The 17,114-nt window shown below is 72.3% G+C and carries 13 protein-coding genes; 6 read left to right on the plus strand and 7 right to left on the minus strand.

Annotated elements, in window-relative coordinates:
• Window positions 1–187: 187 nt before the first annotated feature.
• The 5 genes from PYS65_RS23230 to PYS65_RS23250 form a co-directional block, all read right to left on the minus strand.
• Complete coding sequence (locus PYS65_RS23230) at window positions 188–1,237, minus strand: ABC transporter substrate-binding protein (RefSeq protein ID WP_279335863.1); 1,050 nt, start codon at window positions 1,235–1,237, stop codon at window positions 188–190.
• Window positions 1,238–1,367: 130 nt separating this feature from the next.
• On the minus strand, window positions 1,368–2,531 hold the full coding sequence (locus PYS65_RS23235; RefSeq protein WP_279335865.1) for an acyl-CoA dehydrogenase family protein: 1,164 nt from the start codon (window positions 2,529–2,531) through the stop codon (window positions 1,368–1,370).
• 6 nt (window positions 2,532–2,537) lie between these two features.
• Entirely contained in the window at window positions 2,538–3,485 is a 948-nt protein-coding gene (locus PYS65_RS23240; protein WP_279335866.1) for a hydroxymethylglutaryl-CoA lyase, read from the minus strand.
• Complete coding sequence (locus PYS65_RS23245) at window positions 3,482–5,563, minus strand: acetyl/propionyl/methylcrotonyl-CoA carboxylase subunit alpha (protein ID WP_279338045.1); 2,082 nt, start codon at window positions 5,561–5,563, stop codon at window positions 3,482–3,484. The genes PYS65_RS23240 and PYS65_RS23245 overlap by 4 nt, the downstream gene beginning before the upstream one ends.
• 26 nt (window positions 5,564–5,589) lie before the next feature.
• Window positions 5,590–7,206: a carboxyl transferase domain-containing protein gene (locus PYS65_RS23250; RefSeq protein WP_279335867.1), complete on the minus strand. Its 1,617-nt coding sequence runs from the start codon at window positions 7,204–7,206 to the stop codon at window positions 5,590–5,592.
• A gap of 85 nt (window positions 7,207–7,291) precedes the next feature.
• Between PYS65_RS23250 and PYS65_RS23255 the strand changes: the two genes are divergently transcribed.
• The 3 genes from PYS65_RS23255 (at window position 7,292) to PYS65_RS23265 (ending at window position 10,195) form a co-directional block, all read left to right on the plus strand.
• The gene (locus tag PYS65_RS23255) at window positions 7,292–7,924 is read left to right on the plus strand and encodes an SACE_7040 family transcriptional regulator (protein WP_279335868.1); all 633 of its coding nucleotides are present in this window, start codon (window positions 7,292–7,294) and stop codon (window positions 7,922–7,924) included.
• Window positions 7,925–8,135: 211 nt separating this feature from the next.
• The gene (locus tag PYS65_RS23260; RefSeq protein ID WP_279338046.1) at window positions 8,136–9,293 is read left to right on the plus strand and encodes an acyl-CoA dehydrogenase family protein; all 1,158 of its coding nucleotides are present in this window, start codon (window positions 8,136–8,138) and stop codon (window positions 9,291–9,293) included.
• Between the two features lie 35 nt (window positions 9,294–9,328).
• Complete coding sequence (locus PYS65_RS23265) at window positions 9,329–10,195, plus strand: acyl-CoA thioesterase (protein ID WP_279335869.1); 867 nt, start codon at window positions 9,329–9,331, stop codon at window positions 10,193–10,195.
• Here the strand turns inward: PYS65_RS23265 and PYS65_RS23270 are convergent, their stop codons facing one another.
• Complete coding sequence (locus PYS65_RS23270; protein ID WP_279335870.1) at window positions 10,196–10,996, minus strand: phosphatase; 801 nt, start codon at window positions 10,994–10,996, stop codon at window positions 10,196–10,198.
• Between the two features lie 129 nt (window positions 10,997–11,125).
• Window positions 11,126–12,673: a PucR family transcriptional regulator gene (locus PYS65_RS23275; protein ID WP_279335871.1), complete on the minus strand. Its 1,548-nt coding sequence runs from the start codon at window positions 12,671–12,673 to the stop codon at window positions 11,126–11,128.
• Between the two features lie 227 nt (window positions 12,674–12,900).
• Here PYS65_RS23275 and PYS65_RS23280 point away from each other — a divergent pair, with 227 nt between their 5' ends.
• The 3 genes from PYS65_RS23280 to PYS65_RS23290 are packed head-to-tail and all read left to right on the plus strand — an operon-like array spanning window position 12,901 to window position 17,113.
• Window positions 12,901–14,361, plus strand: a complete 1,461-nt coding sequence (locus PYS65_RS23280; RefSeq protein ID WP_279335872.1) for a sodium:solute symporter family protein — start codon at window positions 12,901–12,903, stop codon at window positions 14,359–14,361.
• A 56-nt stretch (window positions 14,362–14,417) separates the two neighbouring features.
• Window positions 14,418–15,431: an agmatinase gene (gene speB, locus PYS65_RS23285; protein ID WP_279335873.1), complete on the plus strand. Its 1,014-nt coding sequence runs from the start codon at window positions 14,418–14,420 to the stop codon at window positions 15,429–15,431.
• Entirely contained in the window at window positions 15,428–17,113 is a 1,686-nt protein-coding gene (locus PYS65_RS23290; RefSeq protein ID WP_279335874.1) for a thiamine pyrophosphate-binding protein, read from the plus strand. The genes speB and PYS65_RS23290 overlap by 4 nt, the downstream gene beginning before the upstream one ends.
• Window position 17,114: the final 1 nt, after the last annotated feature.

Raw genomic sequence — 17,114 nt, forward strand, 5'->3', positions numbered from 1 at the left:
GGCCAACGCTGTTCGCGTAACCGCTCCGGTGCCGGGCTTCGGCGCCCCCGGCCCCGTCCGGGCCCGGGCGGGGCCGGAAACGGACCGAGCCGCCTCGTTCCGTCGGCCTGGAGGGAGGGGAAACGGAACGGGGCGGCTGCGGGGACGGTCACGTAGGACTCCCGGGGGAGGGTTCAGGCGGGGGCGGTCAGCTGACCTTCTTCGCCTTCTCGATGGCCTCGGCGAGGTTGTCGAGCAGCGGGGTGCACTTGTCGTAGGACAGGATCGGCTCGGCGGAACGCGCGATGACCTGACCGGCCTTGACCGCGGGGAGCTTCTTCCAGGTCGCCTCGGCGATGTCGGCGGGCTGGATGGCCGAGCTGCGGTCGTCCATGATGATGACGTCGGCCTGGTGCTTGTCGACGTTCTCCCAGCTGAGGCTCTCGAACCAGCCGCCGGTCGGCTTCTTGGCCTCCTCGGTCGGCTCGACGAAGTTCACGCCGAGCGCCTTGAAGTACTCCAGGTCGGCGGAGAGATTTGTGCCGGAGACGTAGAACAGCTCCGGGCTCGCCGAGCCGGCCATCACCTTGATGTCGGGGTGGGCCTTCGCGGCCTTGCGCAGTCGCTCGGACGCCGCCTCGAAGCGCTTCTTCGCGTCGACGACCGCGGCGGCCTTCATGTCGCCGCCCAGCGACTCGGCCAGCTCCCACATGCGCTCGAGCGGCGCGGTCAACTGGCGGTCGTAGACGGATATGGCGACACTCGGCGCGAGCTTGGCGATCTTGTCCTTGGACGCCTCGGGGACGTACCAGAGGGTGCCCGCGTCGTCGAAGGTGGTGGAGACGAGGACCTCGGGGGCGAGGGTCGCGTACTTCTCCACGTTGAACTGGTCCCAGACGTTGCCCAGGACGGTCACCTTGCTGACGTCCATGTCGCCGGCCTGGACGTCGGCCTTGCCGTCCTTGGTCCTCGTCGGGCCGAAGACGCCCTTGACCTGGACGCCGTAGTCGTACAGGGCCGCGGCGACACCGGTGAACGCGACGATGTTCGCGGGTACCTTGTCCAGCTTCACGGTGGTGCCGCGGTCGTCCTCGAAGGACCAGGGACCGGACTCGGGCCCGGCGGACCCCGGTGCGTCCGATCCGCCGCTCTTCGCGTCCTCGTCGCCGCAGGCCGCGAGCGCGGCACCGAGTCCGAGAGCGCCACCGGCGGCGAGCAGGCCGCGACGGGAGAAACGGGCGGTTCTGGCGTTCGACATGACGGGGTCTGCTTTCGTGCGTGCGGAGCAGGTGGGTGCGGGCGGGCCCGCGGGCCCCTGGCTGGAGCCAGACTTAGGTTAGCCTAACCTCAGATTTTGTCCAGAGGTGCGGACCGCCCGCCCCGCGCCGTCAGCCCGCCGTCAGTCCCAACTCCCGGGCGATCAGCATCCGCTGGACCTCGCTCGTGCCCTCGCCGATCTCCAGGATCTTGGAGTCGCGCCACATACGGGCCACCGGATACTCGTTCATGAAGCCGTAGCCGCCGTGGATCTGGGTGGCCTCGCGGGCGTTGTCCACGGCGACCGTGGAGGAGTACAGCTTGGCCACCGCCGCCTCCTTCTTGAAGGGCTCACCGGCCACCAGCCGGCTCGCCGCGTCCCGCCACGCCAGACGGGCCGTGTGGGCCTTCATCTCCATGTCGGCGATCTTGAACTGGATGGCCTGGTTGGCGCCGATCGGACGGCCGAACGCGTGCCGCTCCCCGGCGTACTTCACCGACTCGTCCACACAGCCCTGCGCCAGCCCCGTGCCCAGCGCCGCGATGGCGATCCGGCCCTCGTCGAGGATGCGCAGGAACTGGGCGTAGCCCCGGCCCTCCTCACCCAGCAGGTTCGCCGCCGGGACGCGGACGTCGGCGAACGACAGCTCCCGGGTGTCCGACGCGTTCCAGCCGACCTTCGAGTACGGGGCCGCCACCGTGAAGCCCGGGGTGCCGGACGGGACGATGATCGCCGAGATCAGCGGCTTGCCGTCGGGCTTCCGGCCGGTGACCGCCGTGACCGTGACCAACCCGGTGATGTCCGTGCCCGAGTTGGTGATGAAGCACTTGGTGCCGTTGATCACCCACTCGTCCGTCGACTCGTCCAGCCGGGCCGTGGTGCGGGTCGCGCCCGCGTCGCTGCCGCCGTCCGGCTCCGTCAGCCCGAACGCGCCCAGGATCTCGCCCGAGCACAGCCGGGGCAGCCACGCGCGCTTCTGCTCCTCGGTGCCGAAGAGGTGGATCGGCATCGCGCCCAGCGAGACACCGGCCTCGAGCGTGATCGCCACCGACGAGTCCACCCGGGCCAGTTCCTCCAGGACCAGGCCCAGCGCCAGGTAGTCGCCGCCCATCCCGCCGTACTCCTCCGGGAAGGGCAGGCCGAACAGGCCCATGCGGCCCATCTCCCGGACGATCTCGTACGGGAACTCGTGCCGCTCGTAGAAGTCGCCGATCTTCGGCGCGACGACGTCGTGCGCGAACTCCTCGACCGTGCGGCGGAGTTCTTCCAGTTCGGGGGAGAGCTTGTGGTCCATGGTCGTTCACGACTCCTGGTGGGAGAGGGCTCGGACGGTGCGGGACGGGCTCTGTCGGCCCAGGTGGGCGGCCATCCAGACGCTTGTGGCGACCAGACGGCCGAGATCGACACCGGTCTCGATGCCGAGACCCCGCAGCATCCATACGAGGTCTTCGGTGGCGAGGTTGCCGGTGGCGGACTTCGCGTACGGGCAGCCGCCCAGCCCGCCGGCGGAGGCGTCGACCGTGGTGACGCCCTGTTGGAGCGCGGCCAGTGTGTTGGACAGGGCCTGGCCGTAGGTGTCGTGGAAGTGGACGCCCAGGGCGGACACGGGGACGTCCGCCTCGGTGAGCGCGGTGAGCAGGGCCGTCACATGGCCCGGGGTGGCCACCCCGATGGTGTCGCCCAGGCTCAGTTCGTCGCAGCCCAGGTCGAGCAGGGCCCGGCAGACCCGCACCACCTGCGGGACGGGGACGGCGCCCTCCCAGGGGTCGCCGAAGCACATCGACAGATAGCCGCGGACGTGGACGCCCTCGGCCTTCGCCCGGCCCACCACCGGCGCGAACATCGCCAGCGCCTCGTCCACCGTGCGGTTGAGGTTGGCCTGGGCGAAGGACTCCGTGGCACTGGCGAACACCGCCACCCGGCGGGCGCCCAGCGCCAGCGCGCGGTCGAGGCCCCGCTCGTTCGGCACCAGGACCGGCAGCGACACCGGCAGGTCGGCCACCGCCGGGAACAGCTCCTCGGCGTCCGCCAGCTGGGGCACCCACCCGGGGTGGACGAAGCTCGTCGCCTCGATCGTGGTCAGGCCCGTGCCGGCCAGGCGGCGGATGAACTCCGCCTTCACCACCGCCGGGACGGTCGCCTTCTCGTTCTGCAGTCCGTCGCGCGCGCCGACCTCGTGGATCCGCACGCGGGCGGGCAGCCCTTCGGCCGGTACGACCATGGGCAGGACCGGTTCCGGGGCGTTCATGCCGTCTCCTTCTGCACGGGTGACTCCACAGGTGACTCCGCGGGTGTCTTTGCGGACGGCTCCACAGCTGTCTCCGCGGGCGCGATGACCGCCAGTACCTGGTCCATCGCGACCGTCGTGCCCGGGGACACGTCCAGCTCGGTGACCGTGCCGGCGTGCGGGGCGGAGATGACGTGCTCCATCTTCATCGCCTCCACCACCAGCAGGCTCTGGCCCGCGCTCACCTCGTCGCCGACGGCGACCTTCACCACTGTCACCGTGCCGGGCATCGGCGCGGTCAGCGAGTCGGCGCCCGCCTGGCCCGCCCGGGTGAGGGACGCGGCCACCGGGTCGTGGTCGCGCACGTGCCAGGCGTCGCCGTCCCGGCCGAGCCAGGTGCCGTCCGGCAGGGCGGCGAAGGTGTGGGCGACGCCGTCGAGCGCGAAGGTGAACCGGTGCCCGTCCACCGGGCCCGCGGACCCCCGCAGCGGGATGTCCGCCCCGGGAAGCAGCAGTTCCGTGCCCCCGTCCGGGGTGCTGCGCACGCGCACGGTCACCGGGTCGTGGCCCGACACGTGCAGGTGGTGCGCCGTCCACGCCCGCTCACCGCCCATGCGCCAGCCGTCGGCGGCGGCGAACGGATCGGCCCAGCCGGAGCCGTCGGCGGGCGCGAGGGAGGCCTGGCGCAGCAGCGCCGCCGCCGCGTACGTCTCCGCGGGCACCCCGTCCGGTACGAGACCGTCCACCTCACGCTCGACCAGTCCCGTGTCCAGCTCGCCCGACACCACCGCCGGGTGCGCGAGCAGCCGCCGCAGGAACCCGGCGTTGGTCTGCACGCCCAGCGTCACCGTCTGAGCCAGCGCCGCCCGGAGCCTGCGCAGCGCGGTCGCGCGGTCGGGGCCGTGGGCGATCACCTTGGACAGCATCGGGTCGTAGAGGCTGCCGACCTCCGTGCCCTCGGTGAGGCCGGAGTCCGTGCGGACGCCCCCGCCCTGCGGTTCGCGCAGGTCCAGCACCGTGCCGCCGGAGGGGAGGAAGCCGCGCGCGCCCTCTTTCACAGATACGGTCTCCGCGCAGATGCGGGCCTCCACCGCGTGCCCGGTGAGCCGCACGTCCTCCTGCCCGAAGCCGAGCCGCTCGCCCGCCGCCACCCGCAGCTGCCACTCCACCAGGTCCAGTCCCGTGATCAACTCGGTGACCGGGTGCTCCACCTGGAGGCGGGTGTTCATCTCCATGAAGTAGTACGAGGCCGGGTCGTTGCCCGGGACGATGAACTCCACCGTGCCCGCGCCCCGGTAGCCGCAGGAGCGGGCCGCCTGCACGGCCGCCTCGCCCATCGCGGCCCGGGTCGCCTCGTCGAGGAGCACACTGGGCGCCTCCTCGATGATCTTCTGGTGGCGCCGCTGGAGGGAGCACTCGCGCTCGCCCAGATGGACGACGCCCCCGTGGCCGTCGGCCAGGACCTGGATCTCGATGTGCCGGGGGCGGTCGATCCACCGCTCGACCAGCAGCGTGTCGTCGCCGAAGGAGGCGCGGGCCTCGCGCCGCGCGGCGGCGATCTCGTCGGCCAGCACCGAGGCGTCCCGCACCAGCCGCATGCCCTTGCCGCCACCGCCCGCCGACGGCTTCAGCAGCACCGGCATGCCGATCCCGCGGGCGGCCTCGGCGAGCTGCTCGTCGGTGAGGCCGCTGCCGCTCGAACCCGGGACCACCGGGACCCCGGCCGCCCGTACCGTCTCCTTCGCGCGGATCTTGTCGCCCATCAGGGCGATCGCGTCGGCGCCCGGCCCGACGAAGACCAGCCCCGCCTCCGCGCACGCCCGCGCGAACCCCGCGTTCTCGGCGAGGAACCCGTACCCGGGGTGGACGGCCCGGGCGCCGGTGCGGGCGGCGGCCGCCAGCAGCCGCTCCACCGACAGGTAGCTCTCCGCGGCGGCCGCCGGTCCGATCCGTACCGCCGTGTCGGCCTCCCGGACGTGCCGGGCGTCGGCGTCCGCGTCGGAGTACACGGCCACCGAGCGCACGCCCATCGACCGCAGGGTGCGGATGACCCGGACGGCGATCTCGCCCCGGTTGGCCACCAGCACCGTCTCGAACATCTGATCAGTCATCGTCAGGGGTCCCCTCACATCCGGAAGACGCCGAACTGGGGCTCACCCAGGGGCGCGTTGGCGCACGCGGTCAGGGCCAGGCCCAGGACCTGCCGGGTGTCCATCGGGTCGATCACGCCGTCGTCCCAGAGACGGGCCGTCGCGTAGTAGGCGTTCCCCTGGTGCTCGTACTGCGCGCGGATCGGGGCCTTGAAGGCGTCCTCGTCCTCGGCCGGCCACTGCTCCCCGCGCCCCTCCAGCTGGTCCCGCTTGACGGTGGCGAGGACGGAGGCGGCCTGCTCACCGCCCATCACCGAGATCTTCGCGCCCGGCCACATCCACAGGAAGCGGGGCGAGTACGCCCGCCCGCACATCGAGTAGTTGCCCGCCCCGTACGACCCGCCGACCACCACCGTCAGCTTCGGCACGCGGGTGCAGGCCACCGCCGTCACCATCTTGGCGCCGTGCTTGGCGATGCCGCCCGCCTCGTAGTCCTTGCCGACCATGAAGCCGGAGATGTTCTGCAGGAAGACCAGCGGGATGCCGCGCTGGTCGCACAGCTCGATGAAGTGGGCGCCCTTCTGGGCGGACTCGGAGAACAGGATGCCGTTGTTGGCGACGATCCCCACCGGGTGGCCGTGGATCCGGGCGAAGCCGGTGACCAGGGTCTGCCCGAACTCCGACTTGAACTCGGCGAACCGGGAGCCGTCCACGACCCGCGCGATGACCTCGCGGACGTCGTAGGGCGTGCGGGAGTCCACCGGCACCGCGCCGTACAGCCCCGCCGGGTCCACCTTGGGCTCGACGGCCTGCTCCACCCGCCAGGGGAACTCGCCCCGCGCGGGGAGCGTGGAGACGATGGTGCGGACGATCCTGAGCGCGTGCGCGTCGTCCTCGGCGAGGTGGTCGGTGACGCCCGACACCCGCGAGTGGACCTCGCCGCCGCCCAGCTCCTCCGCCGTGACCACCTCGCCGGTGGCCGCCTTCACCAGGGGCGGGCCGCCGAGGAAGATCGTGCCCTGGCCGCGGACGATCACCGCCTCGTCGCTCATCGCCGGGACGTACGCCCCGCCCGCCGTGCAGGAGCCGAGCACGGCCGCGATCTGCGGGATGCCGGCACCGGACATCCGGGCCTGGTTGTAGAAGATCCGCCCGAAGTGGTCCCGGTCCGGGAACACCTCGTCCTGCATCGGCAGGAACGCCCCGCCGGAGTCCACCAGGTAGACACAGGGCAGGCGGTTGTCCAGGGCCACCTCCTGCGCGCGCAGGTGCTTCTTCACCGTCATCGGGTAGTACGTGCCGCCCTTGACGGTGGCGTCGTTGGCGACGACCACGCACTCGCGCCCGCCGACCCGCCCGATCCCGGCGATCACACCGGCCGCCGGGGCCTGCCCCTCGTACATCCCGTCGGCCGCCAGCGGGGCCAGCTCCAGGAAGGGCGAACCGGGGTCGAGGAGCGTGTCCACGCGCTCGCGCGGGAGCAGCTTCCCGCGCGCCGTGTGCCTGGCCCGCGCCCGCTCGCCGCCGCCGAGCGCGGCCGCGGCCAGCTTGGCGCGCAGCTCCTCGACGAGGGCGCGGTGCGCCTCCTCGTTGGCCCGAAAGGACTCCGACGCGGGATCGGCCGCGCTGTGAAGCTCCGGTGCCTCGTGCATCCTGCGGTCCCCTCACTGGTTAATGAGCGTTAACGCGTTCCCCTCAGGTTAACGAGCGCTAACCCCGCTGTCTAGAATCGTCTCCATGGCCACCAGAACCGACGCCCCGACCCGCCGCGAGCAGATCCTCAAGGAGGCCGCGCGGCTCTTCGCCGAGCGCGGGTTCCACGGCGTCGGGGTCGACGAGATAGGCGCCGCGGTCGGCATCAGCGGGCCCGGCCTGTACCGGCACTTCCCGGGCAAGGACGCGATGCTCGCGGAACTGCTGGTGGGGATCAGCGGCCAGTTGCTGACCGGTGCGAAGCGGCGGCTCCAGGAATTCGGCGAGGTCGGCGGGGCCGACGGGGGCGGCGGGGTCGGCGGGGCGGATCCCGAGGCGGTCCTGGACTCGCTGATCGAGGGCCACATCGACTTCGCGCTCGACGACCGCCCCCTCATCACCCTGCACGACCGTGAACTGGACCGCCTGCGGGACACCGACCGCAAACTGGTGCGGCAGCTGCAGCGGCAGTACGTCGAGCTGTGGGTCGGGGTGGTGCGCGAGCTCTACCCGGAGCTGGCCGAACCGGCCGCCCGCTCGGCCGTGCACTCGGTGTTCGGCCTGCTCAACTCCACCCCGCACCTCGGCCGCCCCGGCGCCCTGCCCGGCCGCGCCACCACGGCCGTCCTGCTGCACCGGATGGCCCGCGGCGCCTTCGCGGCGGCGGGCACCCCCTGAGAGCTCCGGCGGGCACCCCCCCCGACTCCGGCGGAGTGACGAGCGTTACGGGGCCTCCACTCTGGACGACTGTGGCTACCCGCCGGTATCTTCACTGTCTGAGCAAGCGCTTAGCCACGTGGGCCGCAACCATCCATTGAGAAACCCCCACGGCGAGCAACCACATACGCGAGAGCGGCGCCGGTTTAGGCGCGAAGAAGGGATGGCGACGGTGCGCCGTACGGTGTTCAACGAGGACCACGAGGCTTTCCGGGAGACCATCCGCGACTTCATCGAGGCCGAGGTCGTCCCGGTCTACGACGAGTGGTTCGCGGCGGGCCAGGCGCCCCGCGACTTCTACTACAAGCTCGGTGAGCTGGGCATCTTCGGCATCAACGTGCCCGAGGAGTTCGGCGGCGCGGGCATGGAGAGCTACAAGTTCGAGGCCGTCCTCTACGAGGAGACCGCTCGCGCGGGCGTCCAGTTCGGCGGCTCCGGCGTGCACGTGCTGCTCGCCCTGCCCTACATCAAGATGCTCGCCACCGACGAGCAGAAGAAGCGTTTCCTGCCGAAGTTCACCACCGGCGAGGAGATGTGGGCCATCGCGATGACCGAGCCGGGCACCGGCTCCGACCTCGCGGGCATGAAGACCACCGCCAAGCTGAGCGAGGACGGCACCCACTACGTCCTCAACGGCGCCAAGACCTTCATCACCGGCGGCGTCCACGCCGACAAGGTCATCGTCTGCGCCCGGACCGCCGCCCCGACCGCGGAGGACCGCCGCTTCGGCATCTCCCTCTTCGCCGTCGACACCAAGTCCGAGGGCTACTCCGTCGGCCGCAAGCTGGACAAGCTCGGCCTGAGGACCTCCGACACCGCCGAGCTGGCGTTCGTCGACGTCAAGGTCCCCGTCGAGGACCTGCTCGGCGAGGAGAACAAGGGCTTCTCCTACCTCGGGCACAACCTGGCCTCCGAGCGCTGGGGCATCGCCTTCGGCGCCTACGCGCAGGCCAAGGCGGCCGTCCGGTTCGCCAAGAGTTACGTGCAGGAGCGCACCGTCTTCGGCAAGCCGGTCGCCCACTTCCAGAACACCAAGTTCGAACTGGCCGCCTGCCAGGCCGAGGTGGACGCCGCCGAGGCGGTCGCCGACCGCGCCACGGAGGCCCTGGACGCCGGCGAGCTGACCCCCGCCGAGGCCGCCTCCGCCAAGCTGTTCTGCACCGAGGTCGCGCACCGCGTCATCGACCGCTGCCTCCAGCTGCACGGCGGCTACGGCTACATGAACGAGTACCCGATCGCCCGCCTGTACGCGGACAACCGCGTCAACCGCATCTACGGCGGCACCAGCGAGATCATGAAGTCGATCATCGCCAAGGACATGGGTCTGTAGAACACCCGGAATCCCCGACGTATACAACTGACCCCATGAGTCAGGCACTACAGGAACTCCTCGATCTGCTCGACCTCGAGCAGATCGAGGAGAACATCTTCCGTGGCCGGTCCCGCTCCGTCGTCGTCCCCCGCGTCTTCGGCGGGCAGGTCGCCGCGCAGGCCGTGGTCGCCGCCGGGCGGACCGTCCCCGCGGACCGGCCCGCGCACTCCCTGCACGCGTACTTCCTGCGCCCCGGCGACCCGGGCGCGCCCATCGTCTACACCGTCGACCGGATCCGCGACGGCCGCTCCTTCACCACCCGCCGGGTCGTCGCGGTCCAGCACGGCCAGCCGATCTTCCACCTCTCCGCGTCCTTCCAGACGTACGAGGAGGGCCTGGACCACCAGGATCCGATGCCGCCCGCGCCGGACCCGGCCGCGCTGCCCACCTCCGAGGAACGGCTCCGCGACTACGACCACCTCGACCCCGACGTCGTGGAGCGCTTCCTGGAGGCCCGCGCCGCGGTCGACCTGCGCTACGTCGACGAGCCGCCCTACGGTCGCTTCGGAGAGCCCCGCGAACCCCACTCCCAGGTGTGGTTCCGCACCAACGGCAAACTGACCGACGACCCGCTGCTGCACGTCGTCCTCGCCACGTACGTCTCCGACATGACGCTCCTGGACTCGGTGCTGCTCGCCCACGGCCGGGGCGGCTGGGCGGTGGGCGACGTGGTCGGGGCCTCCCTCGACCACGCCATGTGGTTCCACCGCCCGTTCCGCGCCGACGAGTGGCTGCTGTACGACCAGCACTCCCCGTCGGCGCACGGCGGCCGCGGCCTCGGCCAGGCTGGCATATACACCCAGGACGGCCGCCTCGCGATCTCGGTCATCCAGGAGGGCGTGGTCCGCGTCCCCCGGTGATCAGCGGGCGTTCTGCTCCAGCCCCGCCTCCGCCAGCAGGTACGCCGTCATCGGGTCGTAGTGGCGGGGGCTGACCACGTGGTCGTCGAGGGGCACCGTCACCTGGACGGTGCCCTCCGCCTCCGCGAGGAACAGCGCCGGGTCGTTGCAGTCGGCGTAGCCGACGGAGTCGACGCCGTGCTGTCCCGCGTACCCCGCCCAGCCGTGGTCGGCGACCACCAGGTCGGGCAGCGGGCGGCCCTCCCGCTCCAGGGCGGTGAGGATGGCCTTCATCGGCTCCCCGGAGTGGGTGTGCCACAGCGTGGCGCCGTGCTCCAGCACCGCCACGTCCGCGAACTGCATCACGTACCCCTCCTCCGTGGCCAGCCCGTCCGGGATCACCACGATCTCGCAGCCGGCGGCCCGCAGCGCGGCGGCCGTGGCACGGTGCACGTCGAGCAGGCCGCCGGGGTGGCCGGTGGCGAACAGCACCCGCTGCCGCCCGTCCGCCGCCTTGCGCAGCCGCCTTGCCATCCGCTCCAGGGCGGCCACGGTCAGCTCCGGGTCGATGGTGTCCTGGCCGTACCGGTGTTCGGCGTCGTCGCTGACCCCGACCCGTTCCGCCATCACCGCGAGCACGTCCTGCTCGTCGCTCCAGCGGTCGCCGAGCTCCAGGCCGAGCCAGAAGTGGCGGTCGCCGTTCGCCAGTTTGCGGTAGTGGGAGAGGTTGTTCTCACGCGGTGTGGCGACCTCGCCCGCGATGCGCGTGGCGGTGAGGTGGCGGAGGAGTTCGGCGCGGCTGGGGGTCCCGGGTATCGGCATGCCCCCATTGTGGAGCAGAGCCCTGTGGGCGTCCCCCGGCGTATCGCCTCCTGGGACGTGCGTCACCTACTCGGAACGCCTCCGTACGGATACTCAGTGGGCCCGGCCCGGGGCGGTGGTGCCGGGTACTCAGGTGCGGCGCAGGGCGAACCACAGCTCCATGCGTACGTCCGGGTCGTCCAGGTCCGTCTCCAGCAGGGCCGCGCACCGTGCGATCCGCTGCCGCACGGTGTTGCGGTGCACGGCCAGGGCCACCGCGGTGCGGTCCCAACTGCCGTGCAGGGAGAGCCAGGTGCGCAGGGTGTCCACGAGGGCGGGGGAGCCTTCGACGGGGGCGAGCAGCAGACGGGCGTGGGCGTCCGCGTCCGCCGGGGCGACCAGGTCGTCCAGCGCGGGGCGGGTGCCGTGCACGACGAGCGGCACCCGGGTGGCGCGGGCCCGGGCCAGGGCGCGGGCCGCCTGGGTGTCGGCCGCGGGCCAGTCCTGCGGGGCGACGGCGGCACTGACCCCCAGGGTCCAGCCGGGCGGCGCCTGGGGCTCCCGCCCGGCGGGGACGAGCACCCGCACGAGCCCGCCCGCCGGATCCACCAGCGCCGACCCGAGCGCGGCACCGAGCGCGGAGGCCGCCAGGGCGTCGGGGGCCTGCGCGTTCGGGGTCTGCGCGTTCGAGGCCGGTGTGTCCGGGCCCTGCGCGTCCGGCCGCGCGTGCACGACCCGCCACCGCTCCCCGCCGAGCAGCGGCGCCACCTCCTCCGGCTCGCCCCCCAGCAGCAGCCGCACGAGCGCGGCGGAGCGGGCCGCGCCGGTACCGCTCTGCTGTTCACCGGTGAGCAGCGCGAGCAGGACGGCGGCCACCGACGCGATGGCGTGGTCCCCGGAGTCCGAGCGCGGAGCCGCGACGCCGAGCACGAACCCGTGACCGGCACCGAGCGCGTACGCGGTCAGCCGGACCCCGGCGAGCGTGTCGGCGGCGGAGGCGGGCGCGGGACGGCCGGGGCCGTCGCCGGCTGCCGGGGACGGCCGGTGGCCCGTACCCGCCGGCCGCACCACCCGGGCCAGCCGCGCCAGCGCCGCCCCGCTCTCCGCACCCGGGTCACGGCCCGCCGTGGCGAGTTCCGTGCCCTCCGGGCCGAACAGCACGGCCCGGCCGCCCAGCCGGCGGGAGAGCTGGTGCAGCACGGCCGGTACCGGGTTCGGGCGGGCGGCGGCGGACGCGAGGCTCTGGTGGGCCTCCGTCACCCGGCGCAGCTCCGCCAGCCGGGCCTGCGCCATCAGCTGCCACACCGCGCGGGCCACCCCGGAGAACGTGGTGCGCGGCGGCACCTCCAGCAGCGGCAGCCCGTGGAGCTCGCAGGCGGCGGCCAGCGCCTCCGGCACCGTGTCGTGCACCGGCGCCAGACCGAAGCCCAGGGCCACCCCGCCCGCCGCCACGATCCGGGAGACGTACGCGTCGAAGTACCCCGGGCCCGCCCCCTCCGGGATGTGCACCCCGGCCGACAGCAGCAGCTCCCCGCCCAGCAGATACGGGTACGGGTCCGCCATCTCCGAGGTGTGCGCCCAGTGCACGACGATGCCCGGGTCCGACGGCCCGGCGACCCGGCGCAGGCCCAGATCCTCCCGTGCCAGGAGTGCGTCCAGGGGCACCGGGGGTGTGGGCGGAACCACGGGGTCCGACATGGTGGACGTTTCCTCCATCCCGTTCGCGCTGAATGGATGAAACGTACACTTCGCAGTCGCTTTCCGGCCACCTAGTGTCAGGTCCGACCGGCAGCCCTCGGGTACGGACGGACGTCTTCGCGACGCATCATGCGGAACCCCGCCATGTCCCGCCCCGTCCCGCGACGAGCCACCGGACAACTTCCAGCTGCACGACACCCCGACGACAGTGCGCGAAGGAGGCCGACATGGCCGTCGACTACCTGGTCATCGTCTTCTACATGGCCGCCATGCTGGCCATGGGCTGGTGGGGCATGCGCCGTGCCAAGTCCAAGAGCGAGTTCCTGGTGGCGGGCCGCCGCCTGGGCCCCACCATGTACTCGGGCACCATGGCCGCCATCGTCCTCGGCGGCGCCTCCACCATCGGAGGCGTGGGCCTCGGCTACAAGCACGGCCTCTCCGGCGCCTGGATGGTCTTCGCCATCGGCCTCGGCCTGCTGGCCCTTTCCATCTTCTTCTCCGCCCGCATCGCCCGCCTGAAGGTCTACACCGTCTCCGAGATGCTCGACCTGCGCTACGGCGGCCGGGCCGGCATCATCTCCGGCGTCGTCATGTGGGCGTACACCCTGATGCTCGCGGTCACCTCGACCATCGCCTACGCCACGATCTTCGACGTCCTGTTCGACATGAACCGCACCCTCGCGATCATCCTCGGCGGTTCCGTCGTGGTCGCCTACTCGACGCTCGGCGGCATGTGGTCGATCACCCTGACCGACATGGTGCAGTTCGTCGTCAAGACGATCGGCGTGCTGCTCCTGCTGCTGCCGATCGCGGTGGTCAAGGCCGGCGGCTTCAGCGAGATGAAGGCGCAGCTGCCCACCGGGTACTTCGACCCGCTGGGCATCGGCGGCGAGACCATCTTCACCTACGTGCTGATCTACACGTTCGGCATGCTGATCGGCCAGGACATCTGGCAGCGCGTGTTCACCGCCCGCAGCGACAGCACCGCCAAGTGGGGTGGCACCGTGGCCGGCACCTACTGCCTCGCCTACGCCCTCGCCGGCGCCGTCATCGGCACCGCGGCCAAGGTGCTCTACCCCGACCTCGGCAGCGCCGACGACGCCTTCGCCACCATCGTCAAGAACGAACTCCCGATGGGAGTACGCGGACTGGTGCTGGCCGCCGCGCTCGCCGCCGTGATGTCGACCTCCTCCGGCGCGCTGATCGCCTGCGCCACCGTCGCCAACAACGACATCTGGGCGCGACTGCGCGGGCTCACCACGGCCCCGGGCACCGACCGCGACGAGGTCAGGGGCAACCGCGTCTTCATCCTCCTCATGGGCCTCGCCGTGATCGGCACGGCGATCGCGCTGAACAACGTCGTCGAGGCGCTCACCGTGGCGTACAACCTGCTCGTCGGCGGCCTCCTGGTGCCCATCCTCGGCGGACTGCTGTGGAAGCGCGGCACCGCGCAGGGCGCCCTCGCCGCCGTCACCGTCGGCGGCCTGGCGGTCATCGGCCTGATGGCCACCTACGGCATCCTGGCCAACGAGCCCATCCTCTACGGCCTGTTGTCCTCCCTCGCGGTCTACGTCGTCGTCTCCCTGGCGACCAGGCCCACCGACGAGGCCGTCCTCGCCGCCTGGCGGGAACGCCTGGCCGGCCGCAGCCCCGAACCCGTGTCCGAAGAGGTCCCCGTCTCCCAGTAGAGTCACAGGGCAGGCAGGAACATACGCGACGAAACGTAGGAAAGAAGGCAGTCCCCATGAGCAGCAACGAGACGCCCCGCGGGCCCGTCGACTCCTCCCGCATCCCCCGGTACGCGGGCCCCGCGACCTTCGCCCGGCTGCCCCGCCTGGACGAGGTCGGCCGCACCGACGTCGCCGTGGTGGGCGTGCCGTTCGACTCGGGCGTCTCCTACCGGCCGGGCGCCCGCTTCGGCGGCAACGCCATCCGCGAGGCGTCCCGGCTGCTGCGCCCCTACAACCCGGCCCAGGACGCCTCCCCCTTCGCGCTCGCCCAGGTCGCGGACGCCGGAGACATCGCCGTCAACCCGTTCCACATCGACGAGGCCGTGGAGACGATCGAGGGCGCCGCCGACAGCCTCCTCGGCACCGGCGCCCGCCTGATGACCCTGGGCGGCGACCACACCATCGCCCTGCCGCTGCTCCGCTCGGTCGCCAAGAAGCACGGCCCGGTCGCCCTGCTCCACTTCGACGCCCACCTGGACACCTGGGACACCTACTTCGGCGCCGAGTACACCCACGGCACCCCCTTCCGCCGGGCCGTGGAGGAGGGCATCCTCGACACCTCCGCCCTCTCCCACGTCGGCATCCGCGGCCCGCTCTACGGCAAGCAGGACCTCACCGACGACGAGAAGATGGGCTTCGGCATCGTCACCTCCGCGGACGTCTACCGCCGGGGCGCCGACGAGGTCGCCGACCAGCTGCGCCAGCGCATCGGCGACCGCCCCCTGTACATCTCCATCGACATCGACTGCCTGGACCCGGCCCACGCCCCCGGCACCGGCACCCCCGAGGCCGGCGGACTGACCTCCCGCGAACTCCTGGAGATCCTGCGCGGACTGGCCTCCTGCAACCTGGTCTCGGCGGACCTCGTCGAGGTGGCCCCCGCCTACGACCACGCCGAGATCACCTCGATCGCCGCCTCCCACACGGCGTACGAGCTGACCACGATCATGTCCCGCCAGATCGCCGCGGCGCGCGCCGGCAACACCGACGACACCGACAACGCCGACAAGGAGGGCACGGCCAAGTGACCCACGACCACGACCTGGTGCTGCGCCCGACGCCGGCCCAGACGGAGGCCGCGCTCAACCCTCCCCCCGGCCGCAACGGCGGCGACCTGGTCGTGGAGACCCTGGCCGGGCTCGGCGCGACCACCGTCTTCGGCCTGCCCGGCCAGCACGCCCTCGGCATGTTCGACGCCCTGCGCCGCTCCGACCTGAGGTATGTCGGCCTGCGGGTGGAGAACAACGCCGGTTTCGCGGCGGACGCGTACGGCCGGATCACCGGCGAGGCGGCGCCCCTGCTGCTCTCGACCGGCCCGGGCGCGCTGACCTCGCTGCCCGCGCTCCAGGAGGCGGCGGCCGCCTCCGCCCCCGTCCTGGCGATCAGCAGCCAGATCCCGACGGCCGGGCTGGGCGGCGGCCGCCACGGCTACCTGCACGAACTGCCCGACCAGTCGGCCTCGTTCCGGGGTGTGGTCAAGTCCGTCCACACGGTGCGGACCGCTTCCCAGATCCCGTCGGCGATCACCGAGGCCTGGAAGTCGGCCCTGACGGTGCCGCACGGCCCGGTGTGGGTCGAGATCCCGCAGGACGTCCTGCTCGCGGAGACCACTCTGCCGCAGGTGACGGCCATGGACGCCACCCCCGACGAACTGCCCCCGCGCCCCGAACTGACCGCGGTGGCCGCCCACCTGCTGTCCACCGCCACCCGCCCGGCGATCATCGCGGGCGGGGGAGTGGTCCGCGCGGACGCCTCCGGCAAGCTGCGGCAGCTCGCCGAGCTGATCCAGGCACCCGTGGTCACCACCCCCGGCGGCAAGGGCGCCTTCCCCTGGACCCACCCGCTGTCGCTCCAGTCCTGGCTGGAGGACCGCCACACGACGGACTTCCTGGAGGACGCCGACGTCCTGCTGGTGGTGGGCTCCGGACTGGGCGAACTCTCCTCCAACTACCACACGTTCACACCGCGCGGCCGGATCGTCCAGATCGAGGCCGACCTCGGCAAGCTGGAGTCCAACCACCCGGCGCTCGGCATCCACGCGGACGCCCGCCTCGCCCTCCAGGCCCTGCTGGAGACGGCGGAACCGCGCGAGGACACGACAGCGCCGGAACGCGTCCGCACCCTGCTGTCGAAGGTCACCGACCGCATCGCGTCCCAGCAACTCACCCTGGAACAGCAGGTGCTGACGTCCGTCCGCCGCGCCCTGCCCGCCACCTCGCCCTCCTTCTGGGACATGACGATCCTGGCCTACTGGGCCTGGTCCGCCTTCGACGCCCAGGGCCCCAACCAGCTGCACTCCGCCCAGGGCGCCGGTGGCCTCGGCTACGGCTTCCCGGCCGCCCTCGGCGCCGCGGTCGCCGACCCCACCCGCCCGGTCCTGGCGGTCTCCGGGGACGGCGGCGCCCTGTACTCCATCGCCGAACTGGCGACCGCCCGCCAGTACGACCTCGACGTCACCTGGCTGATCGTCGACGACGGCGGCTACGGCATCCTGCGCGAGTACATGACCGACACCTTCGGCGAGCCCACGGCCACCGAGCTGACCCGCCCGGACTACGTCGCCCTCGCCGAGTCCTTCGCCGTCCCGGCCGTACGCACCACCCCCGACACCCTGGAACACGACCTGGCACAGGCCCTGTCGACCCCCGGCCCCTCGGTGGTCGTCCTCCCGGCCCTCCTGCGCATGTTCGCCCCGACGCACCTGGGCTGAG

Source organism: Streptomyces cathayae, from assembly GCF_029760955.1.
GTDB classification, from domain to species: Bacteria; Actinomycetota; Actinomycetes; order Streptomycetales; family Streptomycetaceae; genus Streptomyces; species Streptomyces cathayae.

Coding starts and splice junctions, on each gene's coding strand:
- PYS65_RS23265 (WP_279335869.1), top strand. CDS start 9,329: ATGAGTCAGGCACTACAGGAACTCCTCGATCTGCTCGACCTCGAGCAG.
- PYS65_RS23230 (WP_279335863.1), bottom strand. CDS start 1,237: ATGTCGAACGCCAGAACCGCCCGTTTCTCCCGTCGCGGCCTGCTCGCC.
- PYS65_RS23255 (WP_279335868.1), top strand. CDS start 7,292: ATGGCCACCAGAACCGACGCCCCGACCCGCCGCGAGCAGATCCTCAAG.
- PYS65_RS23270 (WP_279335870.1), bottom strand. CDS start 10,996: ATGCCGATACCCGGGACCCCCAGCCGCGCCGAACTCCTCCGCCACCTC.
- PYS65_RS23245 (WP_279338045.1), bottom strand. CDS start 5,563: ATGTTCGAGACGGTGCTGGTGGCCAACCGGGGCGAGATCGCCGTCCGG.
- PYS65_RS23235 (WP_279335865.1), bottom strand. CDS start 2,531: ATGGACCACAAGCTCTCCCCCGAACTGGAAGAACTCCGCCGCACGGTC.
- PYS65_RS23275 (WP_279335871.1), bottom strand. CDS start 12,673: ATGTCGGACCCCGTGGTTCCGCCCACACCCCCGGTGCCCCTGGACGCA.
- PYS65_RS23240 (WP_279335866.1), bottom strand. CDS start 3,485: ATGAACGCCCCGGAACCGGTCCTGCCCATGGTCGTACCGGCCGAAGGG.
- PYS65_RS23250 (WP_279335867.1), bottom strand. CDS start 7,206: ATGCACGAGGCACCGGAGCTTCACAGCGCGGCCGATCCCGCGTCGGAG.
- PYS65_RS23280 (WP_279335872.1), top strand. CDS start 12,901: ATGGCCGTCGACTACCTGGTCATCGTCTTCTACATGGCCGCCATGCTG.
- speB (WP_279335873.1), top strand. CDS start 14,418: ATGAGCAGCAACGAGACGCCCCGCGGGCCCGTCGACTCCTCCCGCATC.